The sequence below is a fragment of the Patescibacteria group bacterium genome, from assembly GCA_041671645.1.
Lineage (GTDB): Bacteria > Patescibacteriota > UBA1384 > XYA2-FULL-43-10 > 1-14-0-10-43-13 > JBAZBD01.
This window is the reverse complement of record JBAZBD010000001.1, coordinates 720,980-743,700: the sequence shown is the minus strand read 5'-3', so window position 1 is coordinate 743,700 and position 22,721 is coordinate 720,980. Positions and strand designations below refer to the sequence as shown.

25 protein-coding genes, 3 tRNA genes and 1 other RNA gene are annotated in these 22,721 nt (G+C 41.9%); 23 read left to right on the top strand and 6 right to left on the bottom strand.

What is annotated here, in order from left to right; all coding sequences use genetic code 11:
• Window positions 1–21 precede the first annotated feature (21 nt).
• Genes WC227_03910 through WC227_03900 form a run of 3 tightly spaced genes read left to right on the top strand, consistent with a single transcriptional unit; the run spans window position 22 to window position 4,040 of the window.
• Window positions 22–1,113, top strand: coding sequence for an ATP-binding protein (locus WC227_03910; GenBank protein ID MFA6963831.1), 1,092 nt, complete (start codon window positions 22–24; stop codon window positions 1,111–1,113).
• Window positions 1,110–3,479, top strand: coding sequence for a S8 family peptidase (locus tag WC227_03905; GenBank protein ID MFA6963830.1), 2,370 nt, complete (start codon window positions 1,110–1,112; stop codon window positions 3,477–3,479). Before WC227_03910 ends, WC227_03905 begins: the two co-directional genes overlap by 4 nt.
• Before the next feature lie 27 nt (window positions 3,480–3,506).
• On the top strand, window positions 3,507–4,040 hold the full coding sequence (locus WC227_03900; GenBank protein ID MFA6963829.1) for a hypothetical protein: 534 nt from the start codon (window positions 3,507–3,509) through the stop codon (window positions 4,038–4,040).
• A gap of 2 nt (window positions 4,041–4,042) precedes the next feature.
• Here the strand turns inward: WC227_03900 and WC227_03895 are convergent, their stop codons facing one another.
• Both WC227_03895 and WC227_03890 read right to left on the bottom strand, forming a co-directional pair.
• Window positions 4,043–4,705, bottom strand: a complete 663-nt coding sequence (locus WC227_03895; protein MFA6963828.1) for a hypothetical protein — start codon at window positions 4,703–4,705, stop codon at window positions 4,043–4,045.
• A 12-nt stretch (window positions 4,706–4,717) separates the two neighbouring features.
• Entirely contained in the window at window positions 4,718–4,903 is a 186-nt protein-coding gene (locus WC227_03890) for a hypothetical protein (protein MFA6963827.1), read from the bottom strand.
• A 282-nt stretch (window positions 4,904–5,185) separates the two neighbouring features.
• Between WC227_03890 and WC227_03885 the strand changes: the two genes are divergently transcribed.
• Complete coding sequence (locus WC227_03885) at window positions 5,186–5,827, top strand: hypothetical protein (protein ID MFA6963826.1); 642 nt, start codon at window positions 5,186–5,188, stop codon at window positions 5,825–5,827.
• A 1,895-nt stretch (window positions 5,828–7,722) separates the two neighbouring features.
• Here WC227_03885 and ssrA read toward each other — a convergent pair.
• From ssrA to typA, 3 genes are all read right to left on the bottom strand, one after another.
• Window positions 7,723–8,107: a transfer-messenger RNA gene (ssrA, locus tag WC227_03880) on the bottom strand.
• Window positions 8,108–8,495: 388 nt separating this feature from the next.
• Window positions 8,496–9,236, bottom strand: a complete 741-nt coding sequence (locus WC227_03875) for an NTP transferase domain-containing protein (protein ID MFA6963825.1) — start codon at window positions 9,234–9,236, stop codon at window positions 8,496–8,498.
• An 80-nt stretch (window positions 9,237–9,316) separates the two neighbouring features.
• Window positions 9,317–11,152 (bottom strand): translational GTPase TypA, encoded by a 1,836-nt coding sequence (gene typA, locus WC227_03870; protein ID MFA6963824.1) that lies wholly within the window; start codon window positions 11,150–11,152, stop codon window positions 9,317–9,319.
• A 158-nt stretch (window positions 11,153–11,310) separates the two neighbouring features.
• Between typA and WC227_03865 the strand changes: the two genes are divergently transcribed.
• The 6 genes from WC227_03865 to WC227_03840 all read left to right on the top strand — a co-directional run bounded on the left by WC227_03865 (window position 11,311) and on the right by WC227_03840 (window position 14,083).
• Window positions 11,311–11,925, top strand: coding sequence for a peptidylprolyl isomerase (locus WC227_03865; GenBank protein MFA6963823.1), 615 nt, complete (start codon window positions 11,311–11,313; stop codon window positions 11,923–11,925).
• 48 nt (window positions 11,926–11,973) lie between these two features.
• Complete coding sequence (locus tag WC227_03860) at window positions 11,974–12,564, top strand: Hsp20 family protein (protein MFA6963822.1); 591 nt, start codon at window positions 11,974–11,976, stop codon at window positions 12,562–12,564.
• A 101-nt stretch (window positions 12,565–12,665) separates the two neighbouring features.
• Window positions 12,666–12,917 carry a DUF5665 domain-containing protein gene (locus WC227_03855; GenBank protein ID MFA6963821.1) on the top strand — a complete coding sequence of 84 codons (252 nt, stop codon included), beginning with the start codon at window positions 12,666–12,668 and terminating at the stop codon, window positions 12,915–12,917.
• Between the two features lie 177 nt (window positions 12,918–13,094).
• Window positions 13,095–13,168 (top strand) — tRNA-Ala (locus WC227_03850).
• A gap of 39 nt (window positions 13,169–13,207) precedes the next feature.
• Window positions 13,208–13,282: transfer RNA gene (locus WC227_03845), tRNA-Val, on the top strand.
• A gap of 6 nt (window positions 13,283–13,288) precedes the next feature.
• The gene (locus tag WC227_03840; GenBank protein ID MFA6963820.1) at window positions 13,289–14,083 is read left to right on the top strand and encodes an inositol monophosphatase family protein; all 795 of its coding nucleotides are present in this window, start codon (window positions 13,289–13,291) and stop codon (window positions 14,081–14,083) included.
• Between the two features lie 79 nt (window positions 14,084–14,162).
• Here the strand turns inward: WC227_03840 and WC227_03835 are convergent.
• Window positions 14,163–14,239 (bottom strand) — tRNA-Val (locus tag WC227_03835).
• An 86-nt stretch (window positions 14,240–14,325) separates the two neighbouring features.
• On the opposite strand from WC227_03835, the gene WC227_03830 reads away from it, so the two are divergent.
• The 13 genes from WC227_03830 (at window position 14,326) to thrS (ending at window position 22,720) form a co-directional block, all read left to right on the top strand.
• A complete protein-coding gene (locus WC227_03830) occupies window positions 14,326–14,496 on the top strand; it encodes a hypothetical protein (protein MFA6963819.1) in 171 nt (56 codons plus the stop codon).
• A gap of 59 nt (window positions 14,497–14,555) precedes the next feature.
• Window positions 14,556–14,927, top strand: coding sequence for a nucleoside triphosphate pyrophosphohydrolase family protein (locus tag WC227_03825; GenBank protein MFA6963818.1), 372 nt, complete (start codon window positions 14,556–14,558; stop codon window positions 14,925–14,927).
• A 1-nt stretch (window position 14,928) separates the two neighbouring features.
• Window positions 14,929–15,225, top strand: coding sequence for a hypothetical protein (locus tag WC227_03820; GenBank protein MFA6963817.1), 297 nt, complete (start codon window positions 14,929–14,931; stop codon window positions 15,223–15,225).
• 3 nt (window positions 15,226–15,228) lie between these two features.
• Window positions 15,229–15,915: a dTMP kinase gene (gene tmk, locus WC227_03815; GenBank protein MFA6963816.1), complete on the top strand. Its 687-nt coding sequence runs from the start codon at window positions 15,229–15,231 to the stop codon at window positions 15,913–15,915.
• Entirely contained in the window at window positions 15,912–16,562 is a 651-nt protein-coding gene (locus WC227_03810; protein MFA6963815.1) for an HD domain-containing protein, read from the top strand. Before tmk ends, WC227_03810 begins: the two co-directional genes overlap by 4 nt.
• Before the next feature lie 95 nt (window positions 16,563–16,657).
• Window positions 16,658–17,902 (top strand): serine hydroxymethyltransferase, encoded by a 1,245-nt coding sequence (gene glyA / locus WC227_03805; protein MFA6963814.1) that lies wholly within the window; start codon window positions 16,658–16,660, stop codon window positions 17,900–17,902.
• Window positions 17,903–17,944: 42 nt separating this feature from the next.
• Complete coding sequence (locus tag WC227_03800) at window positions 17,945–18,508, top strand: AAA family ATPase (protein ID MFA6963813.1); 564 nt, start codon at window positions 17,945–17,947, stop codon at window positions 18,506–18,508.
• Window positions 18,509–19,339, top strand: coding sequence for a thymidylate synthase (locus WC227_03795; GenBank protein ID MFA6963812.1), 831 nt, complete (start codon window positions 18,509–18,511; stop codon window positions 19,337–19,339). It abuts the gene before it with no gap.
• Window positions 19,336–19,869, top strand: coding sequence for a dihydrofolate reductase family protein (locus tag WC227_03790; GenBank protein MFA6963811.1), 534 nt, complete (start codon window positions 19,336–19,338; stop codon window positions 19,867–19,869). Before WC227_03795 ends, WC227_03790 begins: the two co-directional genes overlap by 4 nt.
• Window positions 19,847–20,575, top strand: coding sequence for a dCTP deaminase (dcd, locus tag WC227_03785; GenBank protein MFA6963810.1), 729 nt, complete (start codon window positions 19,847–19,849; stop codon window positions 20,573–20,575). The genes WC227_03790 and dcd overlap by 23 nt, the downstream gene beginning before the upstream one ends.
• Window positions 20,538–20,990, top strand: coding sequence for a deaminase (locus WC227_03780; protein MFA6963809.1), 453 nt, complete (start codon window positions 20,538–20,540; stop codon window positions 20,988–20,990). Before dcd ends, WC227_03780 begins: the two co-directional genes overlap by 38 nt.
• Before the next feature lie 213 nt (window positions 20,991–21,203).
• Window positions 21,204–21,497, top strand: coding sequence for a GIY-YIG nuclease family protein (locus WC227_03775; protein ID MFA6963808.1), 294 nt, complete (start codon window positions 21,204–21,206; stop codon window positions 21,495–21,497).
• Between the two features lie 35 nt (window positions 21,498–21,532).
• On the top strand, window positions 21,533–22,720 hold the full coding sequence (thrS, locus tag WC227_03770; protein ID MFA6963807.1) for a threonine--tRNA ligase: 1,188 nt from the start codon (window positions 21,533–21,535) through the stop codon (window positions 22,718–22,720).
• Window position 22,721 lies beyond the last annotated feature (1 nt).

The window sequence follows — 22,721 nt, the reverse complement described above, 5'->3', positions numbered from 1 at the left end:
ATAACGGAGGAGGGTACGAATATGTCAAGCGTCGAAATTATTGAAGATATCGCCAGTGCTTTTATTCAGAGCGATAATAAAAAAATCATTTCTATACTTGAGGGAGAAATTGAGAAAAGAAAGAAAATGGGTCAGAATATTGTTTCCAGACGGCTTAGAAATTTACTTTCCAAAATCCCTGATAAAAAAGCGTATTCTTTTCAATCGGTAAAAAACGATCACCAGATATATTCATCAAAAAACGAATCGTTAGTTGAATATATTGAATCGAAGATTCTTCTAGAGGAGGTTGTACTTGATATCGAGAATCAGAAAAAAATCAAGAATTTTCTAATAGAGTGGGAAAATAGGATAAAATTAAGCGATTTTGGTATAAGTCCAACTAATAAATTGTTAATTTATGGTCCTCCTGGTACAGGAAAAACAAAGCTGGCATATGGTTTAGCAAATAAATTAAATTTACCATTAGTCCTTGTTAGATTAGATGAATTAATTTCTTCTTATCTAGGCAAAACTGGTAAAAACATAAAAGATATTTTTGATATCGCAAAGAAACAAGAAGTTCTGATTTTTCTTGATGAGATAGATACTATTGCAAAAGACAGAGCTGATGAGAAAGAGCTCGGAGAGTTGAAGAGGATAGTAACAGTTTTGTTACAAAACATTGATTCTTTTCCGCAAAATTCAATAATAATTGGAGCGACAAACCACGAGGGACTTCTGGATACGGCCATTTGGAGAAGATTTCCTTTGAGAATCAGTTTGGGAGTGCCCTCCAAGCCAGCCAGGAAACAATTAATAAAGCTATTTATTGATAAGTTCAGACATAAGTTAGATTTTGAGCTCTTAGCAGATCTCACAGAAGGGCTGAGTGGATCGGCAATCTCGGACATAGTTATACATATGAAAAAAAGAGCAATTTTGGAAAAGATTGAGATTATTGATAATACTTTTGCATTGAAAAATATTTTGGATTTTTCCAGTAAGCCTTTAATCGAAAAAAAACAATCTTATAAGGTATGTCAATTACTAAAAGACAAGGGGTATTCCATTAAAGAAATATCTGACATAACATCGATGCCGTATACAACACTAAGGGATAATATAAAATGAGCAATATTTTAATTCCAAAGAAAAAAGTTGATAAAGAGCAAAAAACGGGTTTCGGAGCTTACTGGGAAAAATTTTGGTGTGGCTTCGATAATGTTGCTGATTATCGGATACGCATTAGAGACCTGAAAAATTCAGCTCAAAGTATTGTGGATTTGCCGCTAGCAGAAGACGACAAAGTTTATGCAGAAATAAAATTGATTGATGAGGTTAGGTCTAAGTCAAATAGGCCAAGCGAACTATGGAAAGAATCAAATTTGGATGTTGTGGCATCAAGAGATGAATTTACTTATAAATTAGCTGGTAAGAAAAGTGATTTCAAAAAATTACGAGAAGTTATGGATTCGTGTTCTTTTGAAATTGCAAAGGAGGGAGGCTCGAGAAAAAGAGTTAAATTCTCCAGAGAGGTATATGCGATTTCAAGTATCCAAGATGTTAATACCAGCAATGATATAAGAATGGACAGGGCTATTCGTGAACTTTGTGATAATGTATTTAACGAAAAAATAGACTGTATTATTGAAATAACTCAAGATAGGCTAAGGCCAGAATATAATGAAATATATCAAAAATTATCTCAGCGGTTGGGTTCTGGAAAAGTGTTTATGCTCGATGAAGACTTTTTCGTTTATAATCTGCTGTATGGAGCTGAATTGTATGTAGCGGAAATAAACAGCTTATTATCAGAAATAAGTTTTAATTTTATCAATAAAATTAAAATCTCGCCAAAGTTTAATCTGCAGAGGAGTATTAGCGGTGTTGATTTAAGTGAAGTTGTACTAGGCGAGGTGGATACATCGCAAACTGTTGCCGTTATCGATAGTGGTATCAAGCATCCATTAATAGATAAATTTGTATCACTTCAATATAATTCTCTGCTTGCCAATCAGGGCATAGACAATAATCACGGCACTTTTGTCGCAAGTAGACTTCTATTCGGCGATAATATCACTGGGCAAATATCTGCCAACAGGAGACTGATTCCCATATCTAAAATAATCGATTCTCAGATTCTTTTTGGCCCTAACTCAAATTACAAAGATGCTACTAAGATAACAAAAGCAATTGAGAATGTCGCAAATCGACACTCGGATGTCTTTGTATATAATCTATCAATTAATGAAAATAAAAGCATAGAAGAAGATGATGTAAGTGATTTGACTGCGAAGGTGGATGAAATTGCAAGAGAAAAAGATATTCTTATTGTCTGTAGTGCTGGAAATAATACTTGTTATCCTGGCAATAAATATGAAGAAATTTTTGATGATTGTAATCTTTCTGCTATTGTTGCCTCGCCTGGAGATGCATTGAATGTACTGACTGTTGGATCGATTGCTGCTGATGCGTCAGCTGATTGTTATTGTGGAAAAGGCCTCCCATCGCCATTTACACGAAGGGGCGGATACGGAAAAAGCGGATATGCAGAAGGTATCAAAAAGCCAGAATTAGTAGAAAGCGGTGGAAATATTAAAATAGATCCCTCAGGCTCATACCAGAGACCTTTTTTGACCGCATCGAGCAATTCCTTTGGTGTTGAAGGAATAGATATGAATGGCCTGTCTAAAGATATTGGTACTAGCTTTAGTGCTCCACTTATTGCAAGACAATCCGCTCTTCTATATGACTATATAATTAATTCCAATATTCCCAATGTTCTAGATATAAGGAAGAATCGTGTTAATCTTGTTAAATCTTTATTAATACACTCTACTTCGTTAAGAGAACAAACACGGATAACAAGCGATTCAGTTAAAAAGGCATATGGTTTTGGAATACCAGACTGGTCAATTCCGATTCAGGATGACGACGAAAACAAGGTAACCTTTATGTATTGTGATATTTTGGAGAATGATAACAAGAAGCATAAGCTAAATATTGAATTGCCTCAGAATCTTGTTGGTAAAAATATTGGATTTATTTTTACACTTGTCTATAATCCTCCAACAAATAAAAATTTCCCAAAAAACTATAATATGATTGAAGTAGGTGCTTCGGTGCGAATAATGGAGCCTACAATCGATGAAAATGGGGAAGAAGGGAATAAGCCTGATAACGTCAACCCCAAAAATGGTCAATGGAATTGGGAGAATTATAAAAATCAGAAATTTAATGTAATTCATTTCCAGGGTCAAAAAATGGCGGTTAAAACTCCGTTTCTCCAGATCAACATTAGTATGAATGTTTATTCAGAATATGAAAAACAAAACTTAGGTAGTCCAGGTAATATCAAACAGCCCTATTCTTTTGTGCTCACCATAATCGACAAAGAGGGATCAAATAATATTAGGGAATCGATAATTCAGACTGGCCAATTCGAGGTTGCAACTGAAATTTCTTTGCCGATTGAAGTAGTGTCTGCGGAAGCTTAGTAACTTGACTAGTCATTCTAATTATTTATGCAATGCCAATATACAAAATCGGACGGTAAGCAGTGTGGGGCTTTCTCGGTAAGCGGAAGCAAATTTTGTTTTTCTCACGATCCAGCCAGTAAGAAAAAACATCTCCGAGCCGTGAAGATAGGTGGGTTAGCCAATAAGAGCGTTGCTAAGGTTGTTGTCGATCCGATTGATCTATCAACTTCAGAAGGCCTTGAGATGCTCTTAAAAGACACTATAAGCAGAACCAGACAAGTAGATGCCAATGGTTTGATGGATTCGAAAACGGCATACACAATAGGCACGCTTGTCGGCAAACTCCACGAACTTCATATGAAATCATACCCAGAAGATAAGTTGAGAATCATCGAACGAAAAGAGGCCGAGATTAAAGAGCAAGGGATGAGAAACCAGCAAGAGCAAGAATTGATTGATCAAAATCCTTTAGAATATTATAGAAAACAACAAAGAATGCTCGATGTGATTATTAAAGCGTACGAGCGAGAAGAAAGTATGAAAAATATTATGAACGAGAAGAAAATATTAAAAGTATAGTACTACACAGTAAGCAAAATTAGTTTATCCTTGTTCAACTTATTTAATATTCCTGTATGAATCCATTGATATGGTTGCATCTGTTCATATATGTTTCTCCCAACGAGATTATCCCAGTTGAATTGAGAAAATTGTTCTTTTGTCATCTCAATCTGAATCCCTTTTGATTTTTCTGATTGCCCCTTGCTATCAATCATATTTGCCCACCAGATAAAACTAACTGAGTCTACACCTTCAATACTGAAGGCTGTTTTGCCAAACTTAACATATGTTTGATAAGCAGTCATAACAAAAGTATTGTCGTCCCAAGCAGTGTCAGGCTCTTTTTTAATCATCACGCTTTTATTCAATGCGTAATAATCGACCGAATATCCATTCCTTGAGTTGGTCGCATTATCCAAGGCAATCCAAAGATTATCAGAAACGGATTTGTCTTGGCTGATCGATTCCTTTTTAGCATCTTCTTTAGCGGCTGGAACGATAATTGAAATCATAGTCAAAATAAAGAATCCAATAGTAATCAAGCCGAAAACCTTCCCCACCTTTTTGCGATCGAAGTGTTTCTTCTCATTTTTGATGAATTTATTGATTATTTTTGGACTAATCAATCCAAGAACTAGAACAACAATTGAAACGAATAGCATTAACGTAAAGAATACAGCCATAAGATTTCCTTTCTATTTCTTAAGCTCAGTTTGAATCTGATCTGATGTGCCCTTGAGTTTATCGTTTGTTGAATCAAGGCTGTTCGTAGCTTTCTCTATTGAGCCCTTGGGAATCAAACATATAATAACAATCACGACGATGACCCAGAACCACCACTTTTTCCAAACAGGTTTCTTCTCTTTTTCTTCTTTTGGCATTTGCCTCCTTAATTATTTTAGAACTAAAATTGAATACAAAAATGGCCTTCCGCCACGGCAGCCCCTTTCGGAACTTACCCTATATCCTTTCGAATATAGACCTCTACTAAAAGTATGGACGGAAAGCCGTCTTCATTTAGTAGAGGATTTAATACCATACCCAAATATTACTATTTGGGGTTAGGCACATATAGATTGTATTAAGCTGAAATAAATTTCAACTTATTTTAATATTGCCACAAATAGGATATATTTTCAATAAATAGAAAAAAGAGGCAACAAATGAGCATAGCTGCATATAAAAAAATTGGGATAGTGCTGAATCATATAGATGAATGTCGAACTCTTGAGGAAAAAGAGACGATAATAATTTCTGATATACAATTCTCAAAAGAAAATCCTGAATTTCCAATAAGTGATCTTGAAATCGTACTAAAATGGCTTGAGGAACGTGGTGCTCTAAAGATAATTGAGATAATGGAGCCGTTTAATTATTGTAGCTCCAGGAATTATGTAATTTATGTGTACCAGGAATTTTATAGTGAATACTTAGATATGTTTAACGGTATTAGTCAGACTGAACAGAACAATAGCATTGTTTCTGATGCTGATTGCTGGTACTCGTCGGTAACAGGCAGGGGAAATATAAAAGGTAAGAAATTCAGGCTCACAGAAGGCAAAAATACAAGTCTACTTTTCGGAGCGTTGGTGAAAAGTAAAAAGATAACAAGAGCCAGAGCTCTCAGATTATTGGGACTTATAGATGCCAAAGCACCAGGGTGCAAAGCAGAGAATACGAGAAAGATCAAAGATACTGTTGCTGAAATTAGAAAAAGAACCTCCTTAAATAAGTATGAAATCTCTTCAAATAGTGGTAACGTTACCCTCTCATTGGAGATAAAAGATCACGCCGATCCACACTGATACTATATTTTTGCACTCCCATACAATGCTATATCCTCTTCTCAGAGGATATTTTTGTAGGCAATAAAATTTCTTTTAATAAGCCTCTTAGATTAAGTTGCCTCTTACTAAGGGGCTTATTTATTCAAAATGAAACCATTAACAAACAAAAATCTAGAAATGACGAAAGTCGAGAAAGAAGCACATCTCAAGGACTGGGCTAGATTTTTGTATGGTTTATATAAAAATAATAAAGAAATTGTGAAGGAGGTGTTAAAAGATGAATGAATAAGTATTAGAATGTTAAGTGGGTACATACTAAAACGGTAAAATTTTGGAGCCAGCAATGGCAGCCTCTTTCCGTAACCGTGCGGAGTACCCAAGAGACTGCCATTTTTGTTAATTTACAAAGGATTTTATGAATTCGATTGCATTATGTAGAGTGTCTACACCAGAACAGCGAATGACTAATCATAGTCTGGATAGACAAGATGAAAACGTAGAAAAAACTGCGGAATTATTGGAAGCACCAATTCTAAGAAAATGGTCGCTTGACCAATCCAGTAGGGTAGGGAAAAACTTAAATCGCAAGGATCTTGCTGAGATGATGGATTTTTGCAAGAAAAATAAGCGAGTTAAGTATCTAATCGTTGATGAAGTAGATCGCTTTATGAGAGATATTAAGTATTTCTACTATTTTGAAGCTGAATTCGAACAACTTGGTGTAAAAGTTTGGTATGCTTCTCAGCCAGAGTTAAATACTGATGATATGATGAGCAAATTACAAAAGCTATTTTTAGTTTTTCGAGCTGAGGCAAGCAACGACGAACGTATTGGGAAAACTATGAGTGGACTCAAGGGGAGAGTAAAAGCAGGATATTACCCTTTCCCAATACATCAGGGGTATCGCAGGACGACAGTACCTGGTCTATTTGAGCCAGATCCAATTCGCTTCCCTTTATTGCAATCTGCAATGAGAGAAATAATTACTGGTCAATCAACTGTGAGTGAAGCACTTGTTAATATGACGAACAATGGATATCGCACAACAACAGGGAAGATCCTCCGCATTGACAGATTTAGGGAGATACTTGCTGAAGATTATTATGCTGGGCTGATTACTGTTAAGAAATGGGATTCACAAGAATTTCACGGCCTCAAAGGGTTACACAAACCTATGATTTCGATTGAAGAATTCGAAGAGTTGAAAGCTGTTGTTTCTGGTAAAAAACGAATTTTCGAGCGGAAAAATGATCGGAAAGAATTTCCCCTGGGTAATATCGGTCGTTGTGAGTGCGGAGGAAAGTTAGTTGGATTTGTCCATAGAAATGGTAAAGGCTGGACTAGTCCAAAATACCGCTGTAGAGGTTGTGGTAAGCAATACCACGCCACAACTGTTCATATTAACCTTGATATTAAACTAGGCGAGGTTTGCCTTGAAAATGATATGGAAGACGGCTTTATCGAAGCGTTAAACGAAGTTTGGAAAGAAAACGAGCAGATCACGCTCGACAAAATTGACGAGATGAAAAAACGGCTTGATCAGCTCATATCTGACAAAAAACAGATTGGTATGAAAATGATTACAAATGACGACCCTCAAAAAGAGCCGTATTTTAAGGATGTGCTAGATGACTTTGAAAAGAACATAAAATTTCTTGAGAGAGAGCTTTTTGAAAGCGAGGATATCGACAAAGACTTTGTTGAATTTGTGAATTTTTCATTGAAATTTTTAGATGGAGGACTGAACAAATGGAGGTCGCTTGATAGAGATAAGCGCACAAAGTGCAAACAGCTAGCATTTCCTGGCGAAATTATTGTAAATTTTTCTGAAAAAGTTTGCACCCCTCAAATTAGCCCTATTTTGAGGCTAATTACAAACAAAAAAGAACCTGAAACTGGTTCAGATTCCCTTATGGTGGAGGTGGTCGGAGTCGCACCGGCGTCCAACTGGTTGGAAACATATTTTCTACAAGCGTAGTGACCTTCAATTTATTCGGACTAAGCTTGGAAAGTCACCAAGAAACTTTTGTCCTATCTCAAGTAAATCTTACGTTTAGTCGCTTGAAAACCGATAAAACTGCATTTCGAATATTACACACGTGACCCGAAGTCGAAAAGCCTCGGACGTATGGCTAAAGCAATTAAGCTAAAGCTGGCGCAAAGCTAAGGCTACCGAAGGCAGCTTTTACTTTGCTAACAAGTGAGTTTGCACTTGGATTTGTCAGCGCTTTAAGGCGACCGACTTACCTGCTTGCGATATGTTTTCAAAGATCCAGCTGTCGAAGCTAATACACCCCCGAGTCGATTGAAATACTCAATGTTCAATTAATGTCGGGATTGACTAGCTAAGTCAAGATCAATAATACGCTATTTTGTGCTATTTGTCAATGGAAATGAACTTGAAAATAGGCCCCAAAACTTGCTAAATGCGAGAAATAAGTATACAATAAAGAGTCACTAAAAGAAAGACAACAAATGATTTGTCCTCGATGCAGCGGAAATTTGGTTGAGAAGGAAAAGCTTTGCGTTGAGAAGGGTGCTGACGGTAGAAATATCGTCAAACGAACTCAAAAGGTTTGGTATTGCAGAGATTGTATGTCCTCGATAACTGTACAGAAATAAAAAATGGAGCCTCAACGGGCTCCTTTTTTTATTTAAAAAAGATGGCTGACTGAGCCATCTTGGGTTACTTTATACGACCTTGCTTGCGCAAGATTTCGAGTGCGGTCACTCGGTCTTTTGGATGATCGACGTCGAAGGCAAACTCCGGTGTCGACATTTGTGCTATAAAGGCCTTGCACCCGAACAAAAGTCCGAGCCGTTCGGCCACGTGGTGCGGCTTGAGACTGCGTGTGGCGTAGCGGAGGCATAGCCCCAGACCCAAGGCGATAACTTCGCCGAAAGTGGGATTTTCTTCCATACGCTTGATGATTTTCTCATGCATACGGACCATCTTCGGTCGGAAAGCGAAGACATTTCCCCGAGCCAAGCTTTTGCTCCCCGGAATGTATCGTCTGCCACCGGCCTCAGGAAAACATTCGTCGATTGGCACGGCTGGCCAAACCACCCCGCAATCAGGAAAGCTACCCAGCACCCAAACTAAATGATCCAGATTTTCCTCAGTCACCAACACTGCATCTGCGTTGATAACGATAAGCAAGTCAGCATCAGAACTGTTCACGATGGCAAATAAATCGCTGATATACTTGCCGGTTTTCTGGACCCAAACACTTTTCTCGCCAAGTCCGAGAATGTCGACTCTCCGATCGTCATGGCCAACAACAAATATTTTGTTCGCCAAGGGCGGAATTTCGTAATAAACGCGGCTCAGGATTGATTGACCGCCTATGGTCACCCAGGCTTTTGGAATGCCAGCGTTCAAACGTTTTCCATCGCCGCCTGCAAGAATGCCAAAATCAATTTTCATTGTCCTCACCTCTTGTAGCACTTATAACACAAAAACCGCTTCCTGTGAAGCGATTTTTGCTTTGTAGATCTAATAATTTTTTAGGATTGGCCTGCAGATTTTCTAGCCTTGTTGCGGCTACCGGAGTCCAAATGTTTCTTGCGGAGGCGCAAACTTTTTGGTGTTACTTCGAGTAGTTCATCGTCTTCGAGGAAGTCGATGCACTGCTCTAGCGAGAAGATAGTCGGAGGAGTGAGCACTGTGATCGCATCAGCGCTAGAAGCACGCATGTTGGTCAATTGTTTTTCTTTTGTTACGTTAATCTCAAGGTCGTCCTCACGCTGATTCTGACCGACGATCATACCTTCGTAAACTTCTGTATTTGGATGGATGAAAGTTGTGCCACGTTGCTGAGCAATATTGAGACCAAATCCAACGGCCTTGCCAGAAGAGTAGGCGATCAAAACGCCGTTTCTCATTTTCGGAATTTTGGCGCCGATTGGTTGGTGGCGGAGGAACATCGTGTTGGTGATAGCAGTACCCTTGGAAAGCGTAAGCAAAGTGTTACGAAGTCCGAGTGTGCCACGAGTCGTAATCTCAAACACGAGTCTAGTCGTGCCATCCGCGTTTTCCATCTGATTGTGGAGGATGCCACGACGTTGAGAAATTTCGCTAATCACAGAGCTGGTAAAATCGTTTTGAACGTCTACGGTCAATTCTTCGACTGGTTCGCAAACAGTGCCATCAATTACTTTCGTAATGACCTGTGGTTTGCCAACCTGAAGTTCGAATCCTTCGCGGCGAAGGGTTTCGATGAAGACAGAGAGGTGGAGCTCGCCACGGCCAGAGATAATATAGGTGCTGTCGTCGCCGAGTCGATATTTCATCGAGATATTTGTTTCTAGCTCTCTTTGAATTCGATCAAGCAATTGTCTTGCAGTCACAAATTTGCCTTCACGACCAGCAAATGGGGAAGTATTGGCGTACATCGAGATTGAGAGGGTTGGCTCTTCGATTTCGATGGATGGAAGGGCTTCAGGATTTTCTTTGTCGGCAATAGTGTAGCCGATAGTCGCTTTGGCTAGTCCGGCCACGGAGATAATATCTCCAGCCACAGCCTCAGAGACCTCAACTTTTTTGAGTCCAGAGTTGACATAGATTTTTTCCATTCGGCCACTCTCGATAATGCCATTTTCGTTGATCAATGCTACTGGCATGTTGGTCTTGGCGATTCCACGAGTGATACGACCGATCGAATACTTGCCGATGAAGCTGTCCTGTGCGAGTGCGGAGATCACCATCTGGAAGCCGCCCTCGACGTCTCCCTCCGGCGCTGGAATTGATTCGACAATTGCGTCGAGGATAGGGGAAAGATCAGCTGGTTGGCTTTCGTCATCTGGCAGTTCGGCCCAAGCTTTGCCTTCGCGTCCGATAGCGTAGAAAATTGGAAAATCGAGCTGGTCGTCTTTGGTTGCCATCTCGAGGAAGAGGTCATATGTTTTGTCGATAGTGGCTGGGATATCAGCGTTTGCCTTGTCGATTTTGTTGATAATTACAATCACCTTGAGGCCAAGTTCGAGTGCTTTCTTCAGCACAAATTTGGTCTGAGGCATCGGGCCCTCTTGAGCATCGATGACGAGTACGGCACCGTCTGCCATATTGAGAGTACGCTCTACTTCACCACCAAAGTCAGCATGGCCAGGAGTGTCGATAATGTTGATTTTGACACTTTTATAATTGATAGCAGTGTTTTTGGCCAGGATTGTGATGCCGCGTTCACGTTCCTGATCGTTGGAGTCCATGATCAAGTCTTGACCCATTTCAGCTTCATTTTCGCGAAAAGTTTTGGATTGCTTCAAAAATCCGTCGACAAGAGTGGTTTTGCCGTGGTCAACGTGGGCGATAATAGCAACGTTTCTGATTTGTTCGTTTTTCATAATAAATAAAAAATCCCCTCGGGATAGTACTTAATGGTATGAATTTATCATAACAAAATTGAGCCTCATTGTCAATCGGAGAGGGATTTAGCATTGACTAAACTTCATGATCTCTATTATTATAGTTGAGTTCAGCTTAATCAAAGGAAAGACGAAGTATGAAGAAATTTATCTTTTTTTCCGTCATTATCATTATCCTGATCGGAGGATATTTTCTCTGGCCCAAGAAGACTATTGCCCCAGCCAAAAATGAAGACAATCAACAACAAATAACTAACGAAAATAAGGAGAGCAAAGTGAGTACTTATCAATTTCCTGGTGCTCTGGACCAGAGCCAAATCGCGGACAAGAAGGCAGTGATCAAGACGACCAAAGGTACGATCGAATTTACGCTTTATGCTGACAAGGCGCCCAAGACAGTGAGCAATTTTGTCTACCTGGCCGATCAGAAATATTATGATGGGCTAATTTTTCACCGAGTCGTGCCAAATTTTGTAATTCAGGGTGGCGATCCGACTGGCACTGGAAGCGGTGGACCAGGCTATAAATTCCCAGATGAGCCAGTTGTCGGTGAATACTTAGCTGGCACCGTTGCTATGGCGAACTCTGGCCCCGATACCAATGGCTCACAATTCTTCATCTGTCTCGAAGATCAGCCAAGTTTGCCCAAGAGCTACAGCCTCTTTGGTCAAGTGACTGGCGGCATGGACGTCGTCAAGAACATCGCAGTTGGCGACAAGATGGACTCAGTCACTATTGAAAACATCAAATAGAACGAGTCAGGTCTTGACATAATGTAAAGTCTACTTTACATTTATGTCATGGATGACAAAGATTTTCCAATTGAAATCAGGATTAAGGATTGGCGCAAGAAGCGCGATCTCTCTCAGGAAGCGCTAGCCGAACATCTCGGCATTTCTCGCCAATCAATAATTTCGCTCGAGTCGGGGCGCTCAATGCCTTCTCTGCCGCTGGCAGTTTCGCTCTGCCAATTTTTTGATACCGCCTTCGAAGATATTTTTGAATTTGAACATGAAATAGAAAAGATATTGATTGACGAGTCACGCGATGGTTTCGCCGCGCCGAATCCGCAAAGCCTAACACCAAAAATTGATATTCTAGATTCCAAAGATGCTATCGTGGTCAGAGTAGAATTGCCAGGGATGAAAGAGGAAGATATCAATGTCGAGATCATGGACAATGTGATGACGATCGCGGGCGAATATTCCGATAACGAAGAGCACTATTATTATAAAGAGAGCCATACGGGCAGGTTTGAGCGGAGTTTCACTTTGCCAGCCGAAGTAGTTGCCGATAAAGCAGAGGCCGAAATGAAAGACGGCATTCTCTCGATCACAGTGCCAAAAGCTGAGCCGAAGAAAGCGCAAAAGATTACAGTTAAGAAAAAATGACGGTTCTGCCGTCATTTCTTGAATCAACCCCATTGGGTACAATTTGTCGGATTGCAAAATTAAAAGTACAATAATGATGTACTAATTAACGAATGGGTCATATGGCAAACGACAAGATCCCCGAAAATTCAATGGACAAAATTGATTTAAATAATAAATTGCTTAGTAAAAGTCTCAAGCTAAACAAATGGTACTACGTTTTTGGTCGCGGCATTATCGCCGGTCTCGGCGCTTCCATCGGTGCCGCCATCGTTATTTCGGGTCTAGCCTATGTTCTCAACCGCGTTGATTTTGCACCTTTCATGGGCGGTTTTATCGAGAAAACTAAAACTATTTTAGAAAACGCCAGGTAGACTGACGGCTTATTGTCATCCCGGAACCCGAAGGGAAGACCCAAAGGGTAACCCTCGGCTCCTTTGGCTCTTGATCCGGGATCCAGATATCAAATTGGGAAAATCCTCCGTTGCTGGAGGATTTTTTCTTGTTCAACCGGCTATAATTTGTTAGAATCAGCCTTGTAAAACATAGATGGGCCTATAGTTAAGTGGTTTAACACGGCATTCGCATTGCTGAGTCCCGAGTTCGATTCTCGGTAGGTCCACCACGCTAAGCGTGGTGAAAGCGACGCTCAGCGTCGCACCATGGTCGCTTAACTCAGCGGTAGAGTGCCTCATTCACATTGAGGAAGCCACTGGTTCAAATCCAGTAGCGACCACCACCTATTATGATTACAGAAAAATACAAAATTATTATCGAAGCGGCGGAGGCTGGCGGGAAAATCGTCAAGGAGTATTTTGGCGAAGCTCTTGAGTTGGAGGACAAGGGCATGGCTGCTAACTTTCGGACCAAGGCAGATCTTGGTTCGGAGAGAGTAATACTTGAGATTTTGGAGCGTGAATTTCCTGATTACAATATCTATTCGGAGGAGGCCGGCAAGATTGCCAAGGGCTCGGAATATGAGTTCATTATCGATCCGCTCGATGGCACCAACAACTTTTTCCTTGGCATCCCAAATTTTGGTGTCTCGATCGCTTTGGCCCACAAAGGAGAAGTAATCTTTGGCGTCATCCACCAGCCGATCACGGGAGAGACCTTCTGGGCCGAAAAGGGCCAGGGCACCTGGATGGACGGCAAGAAGATCCAGACCAGCAACGAAGGGATATTGGCCAATTCTACAATTTGTCACACTACCGGCTATGAGGGCTCACGAGAACAAATTAGCAAATTTCGGATTGCCTTCGACCAAATAGGCATCAAGCGCTGGATGGAAAACTGGTCCATAGCGGTTGACTGTACCCTCATTGCCTTGGGCCGAGTCGAGGTCTTGGTCAATAGTGCCACCGAAATATATGATTATGCGGCCGGCAAATTGATTGCAGAGGAGGCCGGCGCAGTTATATTATATTTCGACGAGGTTTCCGATCGTTCTTTCGGAAGTGAATACTTTGTCATCTGCGCAAATAAATCGATTTGCGAAGCGATCACTCCGATCATAAAATCAGCCCTGAGTAAAAAATAATTCTATTAAATATTCTCATAAAAAAATCACCACTGCCTGCCGTCCGTAGTTTTAACGAAGGAGGGTGATGATTTTTTTATGGTGCGCCCAAGAGGATTCGAACCTCTGACCTCCTCAACGTCAATGAGGCGCTCTAACCAACTGAGCTATGGGCGCGCAGCGGACTTTTACTTTGCTATAATATCAAATTATGGCTTTTTTTTCAACGCTTAGAGCCGAGTCTTAGAGCCAAACAACAAAAAATGAAAATTATAGATAGCATGGAGATCTTCATCATTCGTATGATTCTCGTCGATCGACCATATTCATACGAAAATATATGTGGAAAAGATCGTTGGACACTTTCTGGGAATTGGTCTAAACTTAAACCAAACCATCCTACGCGCAAGGCTATGGATGGCAAGCAAAAATAAAAACAAAGAAGCGGCGAGATGCGCGCTTTTTTCGTCGACACATAAGTAACGGAGCCAAGATGACACCAAAAGAATATATTGAGAATGCCAAGAGGACAGAGTCAAAACCATACGCTTTTCCTGCCTTTCGGGATTTGTCACCTCGGATCGAGCATGCTGTTTATGGCATTGTGACCGAAGCGGGCGAGCTCATGTCGGCGGTTAAGAAGACAAAAATTTACGAAAAACCGCTCGACAAGATCAATTTGGTTGAGGAAGCGGGAGATGTAATGTGGTACCTGGCTATTTTGGCCGATGAATTGGGTGTTTCTTTCGAAGATATTTGGGACAAGAATATTCGTAAATTGAAGACTCGCTATCCTGACAAATACGACCACGAGATGAATATTAATCGACAAACCGACAAAGAGCGCAAAGAATTGGAGAGCTAAAATGGCAGAGGGCGAACCGACAGAACAGAGGCCGATGAAAGAGGATTATCAACGAATTGATATTTCGGAATTGCTTAATGACTTTGAGATGTCTTGGAACGTTGCTCCGATTATCAAACTCGCTCGAATCAGACCAAATCTGATAGGCATGATCATCGAAGAGGCGCAGAAGAGAATCGACATTATCGACGCGGCTGCTGAACAAAAAGGTAGATATTCTGAAGCCGAAATTCACGAATCATTTCGTTTGGACGATCTGCAAAATAAGCTGAGTGCATTATTAAAAAATAACGACTAAACCATGGCAAAACAAAAAGGAACTTTTATCGTCATTGACGGATCTGACGGAGCGGGCAAGAAGACGCAGTCTGATATTTTAGTTGAAAAGTTGAAAAGCCTGGGCCACTCGATCGCCTATTATGATTTCCCCCAGTACACAGAGACATTCTTTGGCAAGATGGTGGGACGATATCTCAATGGCGAATTTGGAACAACCAAACAAATTTCGCCATATCTAATCTCTCTAATGTACGCAGGCGATCGTTACGAGGTGTCTGAGAAGATGCGGAATGATTTGAGCGCGGGCAAGATCATTGTCTCAAATCGTTACGTGCAATCAAACATGGCTTTCTCTGGCGCGCTGTTTCCAGATGAAAAAGAACGCCAGAAATTTCTAGATTGGCTTTACGAATTGGAATACCATGTTTTCAATATCCCAAAGCCTGATCTGGTTGTTTATCTTTATGTCCCTTTCAAGATTGGCCAGATTCTAGTCGATCAGAAGGCCAAAAGAAGTTATACTGACGCAAAAAGAGATATCCACGAAAGCAACAGCGAGTATTTGCTTGAAGTCGAAAAAACATATCTTTGGCTAGCAGATAGGTACCCAGAATGGCGTAAAATTGATTGCGCAGTTGACGACAAGATTTTGCCGATTGAAGAGATATCAGAGAAGGTTTTTGAGATTGTAAAGAAGGAATTGATTTGAAATATGATTGGCAAGACAAATTAGAAAAGAAGATCAAAGAATATTTGAAAGGCTACACCGCTTGCCACGATTTTTATCATTTGGAAAGGGTCAAAGATATTGCAATTAAAATCTCAAAAAATATTGCTTGCGATGAAGAGATTTTAGTTGCAGCAGTTTTGCTTCACGATATCGGATACAAAAATCATGAAGATGATGACAAGCATCATTTTAAGTACAGTATGGAAATCGCCAAAAAATGGTTGCCTGAGCTCGGTTTCCCTCCTGCCAAAATGGATGACGTATTGGAAGCGATTCGTCTGCATGATAATTATGCTTGGGGTCATGACGGAGAAGAGACTAACCATGTCGAGACAAAGATTTTACAGGACGCAGACCGTCTGGAATCGATGGGAGCGATCGGGATCAGTAGAATCGCCTATTATTATGGCGAGAGAGGCTATCCAATTGTGAATGACGAACCTGTGCCGGAGTCAAAGGAAGTCTGGCTAAATCACAGCTTTGTAGACGCTCTAGACCGAGGGCCTCTTCAAAAATACGAAAATCTGAACTTCCCATATTCGAAGGAAATTGCTGAGAAAAGATACAATTTTACAAAAGTTTTTCTAGATGAGCTGAAAAGTGAGATCAAAAGCGAGGACCTATGAGTTGAGGCGAAGAATGTCATTCCGGACTTGATCCGGAACCTACCAAATAATCTAGATCCTGAATCAAGTTCAGGATGACAATCACAAGGATTTTTATGAATTTAAAAGAATCAGACAAAGAAATATTTGAAATTATCGAGTGCGAAAAAAAGCGCCAAGTCGAAGGACTTGAGATGATCGCTTCGGAAAACTACGCTTCAGAAGCCGTATTGGAGGCAACGGGATCGATATTGACCAACAAATACGCCGAAGGTTATCCTGCTTCTCGATATTATGGCGGTTGCGAATGCGTCGATCAGGCCGAATCTCTAGCGATCGATAGGCTCAAGAAGCTTTTTGGTTGCAACTTTGCCAATGTCCAGCCGCACTCCGGCTCCTCTGCCAATATGGCCGCTTACGCCGCTGTGGCATCACCAGGCGACGTTATTCTCGGCCAAGCCATGGACGCGGGGGGACATTTGACCCACGGCGCCAAGGTTTCATTTTCCGGCAAATGGTTCACCTCCCACTTTTACGGCATTGATCCCGAGACTGGCAGATTGAATTATGACAAGATCAGAGAAATCGCCCTCGAAGTCAAGCCAAAAGTGATCATGTGCGGCTACTCAGCTTATCCTCGCGCAATTGATTTCAAGAAATTCAGGGAGATAGCTGATGAAGTCGGCGCTGTTTTGATCGCTGACATCGCCCATATCGCTGGCTTGGTCGCGACTGGATATCATGAGTCACCAATCGGAATTGCCGACATTGTAACTTCCACCACTCACAAAACCTTGCGCGGGCCTCGAAGTGGGATTATTATGACCAATGACGAGGAGCTGGCCAAGAAGATCGACAAAGCCGTCTTCCCCATGCTCCAGGGCGGGCCGCTCGAGCACGTCATCGCGGCCAAAGCGGTCGCATTTGGCGAGGCACTGCGCCCAGATTTCAAAGAATATATCGGCAAGGTACTGGAGAATATGCAAGCCTTTGCCAAGACCCTCCAATCCTTTGATTTTGAGCTGGTCACTGGCGGGACGGACAATCATCTGGTATTAGTTGATTTACGAAACAAAAATCTGACCGGCAAGGATTTTGAGTACGCTCTTCACGAAGCTGGTATTACAGTCAACAAAAACGGAGTGCCGGCAGATCCCAATCCGCCCAAAATTGCTTCGGGCATTCGAGTGGGGACAGCCGCGTTGACTACTCGTGGCATGGGCGTGGCCGAGATGCAGAGAATCGCCGAAATGTTTAATATAGTGGCAGAGAATATGGACAAGGCCGAGAAATTGGCCGAAGTCAAAGCTGAGGTCAAAGAAATGGCGACGAAGTTCCCGGTCCCTGGGGTTGAGTCATAAAGTTCATAAAGTTCGTAAAGTCTATAAAGTAATAAGGAAAATATGATTATCGGAATTACAGGTTGGTTTGCTGGCGGCAAAGACACAGTGGGTGATTATTTAGTTGAGAAAAAGGGATATAAACGTGTTTCTCTTTCAGATATAATTCGTGACCATTTGCGAGCGGAAGGCAAAGAATTAATTCGTGAAAATTTACTACAAAAAGGCAACGAATTACGTGCCGAGTTCGGGACGGGATACTTGGCGGAACAAGCTCTCAAAAAAATAAACGAAACTGGCGGCGATTGGGTCGTCCCGGCTGTTCGCCAAACTGGCGAAGTTGAAGCTTTGAAAAAAAGCCCTGATTTTGAACTTTGGGAAATATATGCGCCAATAGAGATACGTTTTCAGCGCATGCAGGCGAGGAACAAAGGTGGCGAGGATGACGCGATCAAAACGATTGATGATTTGGTTGCGAAAGAGGAGCAGGAAAAGTCTGGTGCCAATAACGCTCCCCAGATCGACTTGACAACCGCTATGGCCGATCGGAAAATTGACAACTCGGGTAACTTCGACGATCTTTATCAGAAGATCGACAAAATAATATTAGAATTGGGCGAGAAATAAATGACACAGTTTGACAAGGTCTACCAAAACGCAATCGCCAGAGTGATGAACGAAGGCATTGAAGAGTTGAATGTCCGCACGGGTCTCAAGACCAAGGCGGTGCCAGGACTCACTTTTCAAGTTGATTTTGGCTTTCCAATTCTGACTTTGCGCAAAATCCCGATCAAAATATTCGTGGCTGAAATGGTCTGGTATCTCTCAGGGGGACAGAGGCCGGACGAGTTCTTGGACAAATACACCAAGATTTGGGACGACTTCTTGGAGGAAGACGGGACAGTGGCGGCGGCCTACGGTTATCGTTGGCGTCACGCCTTTGGCCGTGATCAGATTGCCGATCTGGTTACATTACTACAAAAGGATCCTTCATCTCGCCATGGAGTGGTGGTGACCTGGGACCCAGCTGATGATGGGCTATCGAGCGGCACCAAGAAGAAAAATGTGCCCTGTCCATACACTTTCACCGTCAATATTATCGGCAACAAACTCCACCTTCATTCGGTCGTTCGTTCAAACGACATGATGTTGGGCTGTCCTCACGACACCGCTGGCTTTGCATTACTTCAGTATCTATTAGCCGCCAAATTGGGAGTGAAGCCAGGTGTCTATACCCATACCGTTTCCAACGCTCACATCTATGAAAATCATTATGCTCAAGCACACGAACTTCTCAATCGGGTAAATTCTCATCCCCCCATTGTATTTGAGCCCAAGGCAGATTGGCTCGATCGAGCGATGGCAGGCGATGAATCACTGATTATGGAAATATTTGAAATCTTAAGCAGTCAATACAATCCCAAAGCAGCAGTTAAAAAAATGAAAATCGCATTATGAAAACAATAATTATTATGGCTGAGTCTCTGGACGGAGTGATCGCTCATGACAAGGATCACACCGCCAATTGGACCTCGAAGGAAGACAAACAGTTCTTCGTCGCAGAAACGAAAAAGGGCGGCGCCATTGTCTTTGGCCGCAACACCTTCGCCACCTTTGGCGACAGGCCACTTCCAGGTCGTCTCAATTATGTCATGACTATGAACCCGGAGGACAAAAAATTAGAGAAACCGGGTTTGCTCGAGTTTGTGGTCAACACGCCTCCAGCTGAGGTACTAAAAAATTTGAAAAAGCGGGGATTCAAGAAAGTATTCATTGGCGGCGGAAGCATGATTAATAGTCTTTTCTTCGACAAGCAACTTATCGATGAGCTCTGGATTACAGTAGAGCCCAAGATATTCGGTTTTGGCATGAGAATATTGTCCGACGTCAAAAGAGATGTTAATCTGCATTTGAAGAGCGTCAAAAAAGCAAATCAAACGGTATTATTAAAATACGGAGTGAACTATGGGAATTCTGACAAAGAGTGAAATTATCAAATCTATCAGCCAGGGCGAGCTAACTTTTGAGCCAGGAGTTGACCAATTTCAACTTCAACCAGCCGCAATTGATGTTCGCGTCGGCTCCAACTTCTTTATCCCCAAGACTTGGTCTTTCAGCGAAGAAGGCCGGACAGAATTGATGGTTGATCATTTGAACAACGAGGTGAAAAGCGAAGTTCTAGATATCCTGCACCTGAAGCCCGGCCAAACCTTCGAATTACTTCCGGGTGAATTCATCCTCATTTCGACTCTCGAGAAGATCAATATCAACTCCGGTCGGATCATGGCCACTCTCTACCCTCGGAGTTCGACTACTCGTCGTGGCATCTCGATCGAATCAGGCATTATCGACCCTCATTTCTCTGGCTCTCTCATGATTCCAGTTTTCAACATGACCAAGACTCAGAAAATCAGAATTTATCCCGGCGAGAGAATCGCACAGCTCGTCTTCCAGACCATGGAGCATGATATCACGGTCAAAGAAGCGGAGGAACATGGCCTTTCCAAGCCAAAATATCAGGGTGTCGAAGGCTATCAGCTAGACTACAAATTTGATCCGCACGATGAAATTAACCTTCTTCGAGATGGTGCAGTCGACAAAATCAAGAAGAATTATCTCGTAGAAGTTCCAGATGCACCGATAAAAACAGAAAAAAATGACGAAGAAAAAAATCAATTGCCCCTATCTGCCTGAAGGCAGAGAGATCAAATATGTGGCGGTCGATAATCCGTTCATCCTAGCGGCCAAGAAAGCGACCGAGAAGACCGGCTGTCGCAAACAGCCGACCGGTGCAGTGTTGGTCAAAAACGGCAAAGTTTTAATGACTTCGACCAACGCTGGCAAATTAGTCGAAGTTTGCCCCAGGGTAGTTGCAAAAAGCAAGACTGGGACTGATTATCATCTCTGCAAGGAAATTTGCGAACAGGAGGGCCACTCCGAACTTTTGGTTGTGAACAAAGCGATCGAGGCGGGCATCGATACCGAGGGGGCAGACGTCTATCTCTGGGGACATTGGTGGTGTTGCCAGCCTTGTTGGGAGGCGATGATCAGAGGCAAAATTCGCGATGTCCACTTACCCGAAGGTGCGACCGAAATGTTCATGCAATAAAATATTTACTTTTTTCCAAATAATGGTATTATCTAGATAAGTTATCCAAGTCGTTGACCTGGCCACCATCCAGCGAGACTTGGCGCAATCTCAAGCGAATGAGGAAATTAAGATTAGAAACTGGGATGGAACCGACCTCAAATGAGGGCTCCCAAATGTACTAGTCTTTTTATAATGTCATCCCTGGCTTGACCAGGGATCTTCAGGGGCAAGATGGGAAAGAAGTATTACACTTACATATTAGCCAGCAAGAAAGACGGAGTTTTGTACGTCGGGGTTACGAATAATCTCAAAAGAAGGATTTATTTCCACAAGGGCAAGTATGACAAAGAGAGTTTCACGAGCAGATATTTTATAGATAAGTTGGTACATTTTGAAGAGTACGACAATCCGTTATCTGCGATCGAGAGAGAAAAGAAATTGAAACGTTGGAAGAGAGATTGGAAGATTGAATTAATAGAAAAAGAAAATCCCGACTGGGATGACTTATATAAAAATATTATTTAAGATTCCTGCTTTCGCAGGAATGACATGAGGAAATTATGGAAAGCGACCACAAAGCATTGGGGCGAGAATTGGGACTGTTTAGTTTTGACGAGAAGGTGCCAGGAGTTGTTTATTGGTGGCCCAAAGGATTGACACTGTTCAATGTGATCCTCGCAGATTTGCAAAAACATCTTACTGCTGACGGGTACAAAGAGATCAAATCTGCCTCGATTATCAGCACTGAGACACTCAAAACTAGCGGACATTTCGACAACTATCACGAAAAATTATTCTTTGTCGGCAATGAAAAGGAGCTCGACAAGCCAAAATGGTGCTTGAAGCCGATGAGCTGTCCAGGATCACTCATGATCTTTAACGAAGAAATCCACTCGTACAAAGATTTGCCGATCAAATTGGCCGAATTTGGCACAGTTTTTCGCTACGAGCAGGCAGGCGAGGTCAACGGACTATTGCGTCTTCGAAATTTTACACAAGATGATGCGCACATCTATTGTGATGACAACCATATCGAGAAGGAAATTGCCAAATTGATTGATTTCGTATTCGAAACTTATCATCGTTATGGCTTTACGGATATCAGAGTTGAACTCTCTACCAGACCAGAGAAATCGATCGGAAGTGATGAAGTTTGGACCAAGGCAGAGGGCGGGCTGGAAAAGGCCCTGAAATCCAAAAAAGTTGAATTCAAAATCAACAAAGGCGATGGTGCATTTTACGGCCCGAAGATTGATTTTCACGTCAAAGATGCGCTTGGTCGAAGCTGGCAATTGGGCACGATCCAGCTAGACTTCGCCATGGCTGAGAGACTCGACGCCAATTATGTCGACGAAAAGGGTGAGAAAAAGCATCCAGTTATGATCCACCGAGCAATTTTGGGATCAGTTGAGAGATTTATTGCCATACTGCTAGAGCAAACTGGTGGAGCGCTACCTACTTGGCTTTCTCCCGTTCAAGCGATTGTTCTACCAATTGCTGATCGCCACAACGAATACGCTGAGAAGATTAGGAAAGAATTGGCAGGCCAGGACGTCAGAGTCCAAATTGACGTTAGGACCGAATCAGTTGGCAAGAAAATCCGCGAAGCAGAGATGCAAAAGATTCCATATATGTTAGTGATTGGTGACAAAGAAATCGAGGCCGACAAAGTGGCTGTTCGCAAATACGGCGAGGGCGACAAGGGTCAAATCGGCATTCACGAATTGGTCAAGGAAATAACCAAATAAT

Excerpts from the sequence above, each read along its gene's own strand:
- WC227_03910 (MFA6963831.1), top strand. The coding sequence starts at position 22 with ATGTCAAGCGTCGAAATTATTGAAGATATCGCCAGTGCTTTTATTCAG.
- WC227_03905 (MFA6963830.1), top strand. The coding sequence starts at position 1,110 with ATGAGCAATATTTTAATTCCAAAGAAAAAAGTTGATAAAGAGCAAAAA.
- WC227_03900 (MFA6963829.1), top strand. The coding sequence starts at position 3,507 with ATGCAATGCCAATATACAAAATCGGACGGTAAGCAGTGTGGGGCTTTC.
- WC227_03895 (MFA6963828.1), bottom strand. The coding sequence starts at position 4,705 with ATGGCTGTATTCTTTACGTTAATGCTATTCGTTTCAATTGTTGTTCTA.
- WC227_03890 (MFA6963827.1), bottom strand. The coding sequence starts at position 4,903 with ATGCCAAAAGAAGAAAAAGAGAAGAAACCTGTTTGGAAAAAGTGGTGG.
- WC227_03885 (MFA6963826.1), top strand. The coding sequence starts at position 5,186 with ATGAGCATAGCTGCATATAAAAAAATTGGGATAGTGCTGAATCATATA.
- WC227_03875 (MFA6963825.1), bottom strand. The coding sequence starts at position 9,236 with ATGAAAATTGATTTTGGCATTCTTGCAGGCGGCGATGGAAAACGTTTG.
- typA (MFA6963824.1), bottom strand. The coding sequence starts at position 11,152 with ATGAAAAACGAACAAATCAGAAACGTTGCTATTATCGCCCACGTTGAC.
- WC227_03865 (MFA6963823.1), top strand. The coding sequence starts at position 11,311 with ATGAAGAAATTTATCTTTTTTTCCGTCATTATCATTATCCTGATCGGA.
- WC227_03860 (MFA6963822.1), top strand. The coding sequence starts at position 11,974 with ATGGATGACAAAGATTTTCCAATTGAAATCAGGATTAAGGATTGGCGC.
- WC227_03855 (MFA6963821.1), top strand. The coding sequence starts at position 12,666 with ATGGCAAACGACAAGATCCCCGAAAATTCAATGGACAAAATTGATTTA.
- WC227_03840 (MFA6963820.1), top strand. The coding sequence starts at position 13,289 with ATGATTACAGAAAAATACAAAATTATTATCGAAGCGGCGGAGGCTGGC.
- WC227_03830 (MFA6963819.1), top strand. The coding sequence starts at position 14,326 with ATGAAAATTATAGATAGCATGGAGATCTTCATCATTCGTATGATTCTC.
- WC227_03825 (MFA6963818.1), top strand. The coding sequence starts at position 14,556 with ATGACACCAAAAGAATATATTGAGAATGCCAAGAGGACAGAGTCAAAA.
- WC227_03820 (MFA6963817.1), top strand. The coding sequence starts at position 14,929 with ATGGCAGAGGGCGAACCGACAGAACAGAGGCCGATGAAAGAGGATTAT.
- tmk (MFA6963816.1), top strand. The coding sequence starts at position 15,229 with ATGGCAAAACAAAAAGGAACTTTTATCGTCATTGACGGATCTGACGGA.
- glyA (MFA6963814.1), top strand. The coding sequence starts at position 16,658 with ATGAATTTAAAAGAATCAGACAAAGAAATATTTGAAATTATCGAGTGC.
- WC227_03800 (MFA6963813.1), top strand. The coding sequence starts at position 17,945 with ATGATTATCGGAATTACAGGTTGGTTTGCTGGCGGCAAAGACACAGTG.
- WC227_03795 (MFA6963812.1), top strand. The coding sequence starts at position 18,509 with ATGACACAGTTTGACAAGGTCTACCAAAACGCAATCGCCAGAGTGATG.
- WC227_03790 (MFA6963811.1), top strand. The coding sequence starts at position 19,336 with ATGAAAACAATAATTATTATGGCTGAGTCTCTGGACGGAGTGATCGCT.
- dcd (MFA6963810.1), top strand. The coding sequence starts at position 19,847 with ATGGGAATTCTGACAAAGAGTGAAATTATCAAATCTATCAGCCAGGGC.
- WC227_03780 (MFA6963809.1), top strand. The coding sequence starts at position 20,538 with ATGACGAAGAAAAAAATCAATTGCCCCTATCTGCCTGAAGGCAGAGAG.
- WC227_03775 (MFA6963808.1), top strand. The coding sequence starts at position 21,204 with ATGGGAAAGAAGTATTACACTTACATATTAGCCAGCAAGAAAGACGGA.
- thrS (MFA6963807.1), top strand. The coding sequence starts at position 21,533 with ATGGAAAGCGACCACAAAGCATTGGGGCGAGAATTGGGACTGTTTAGT.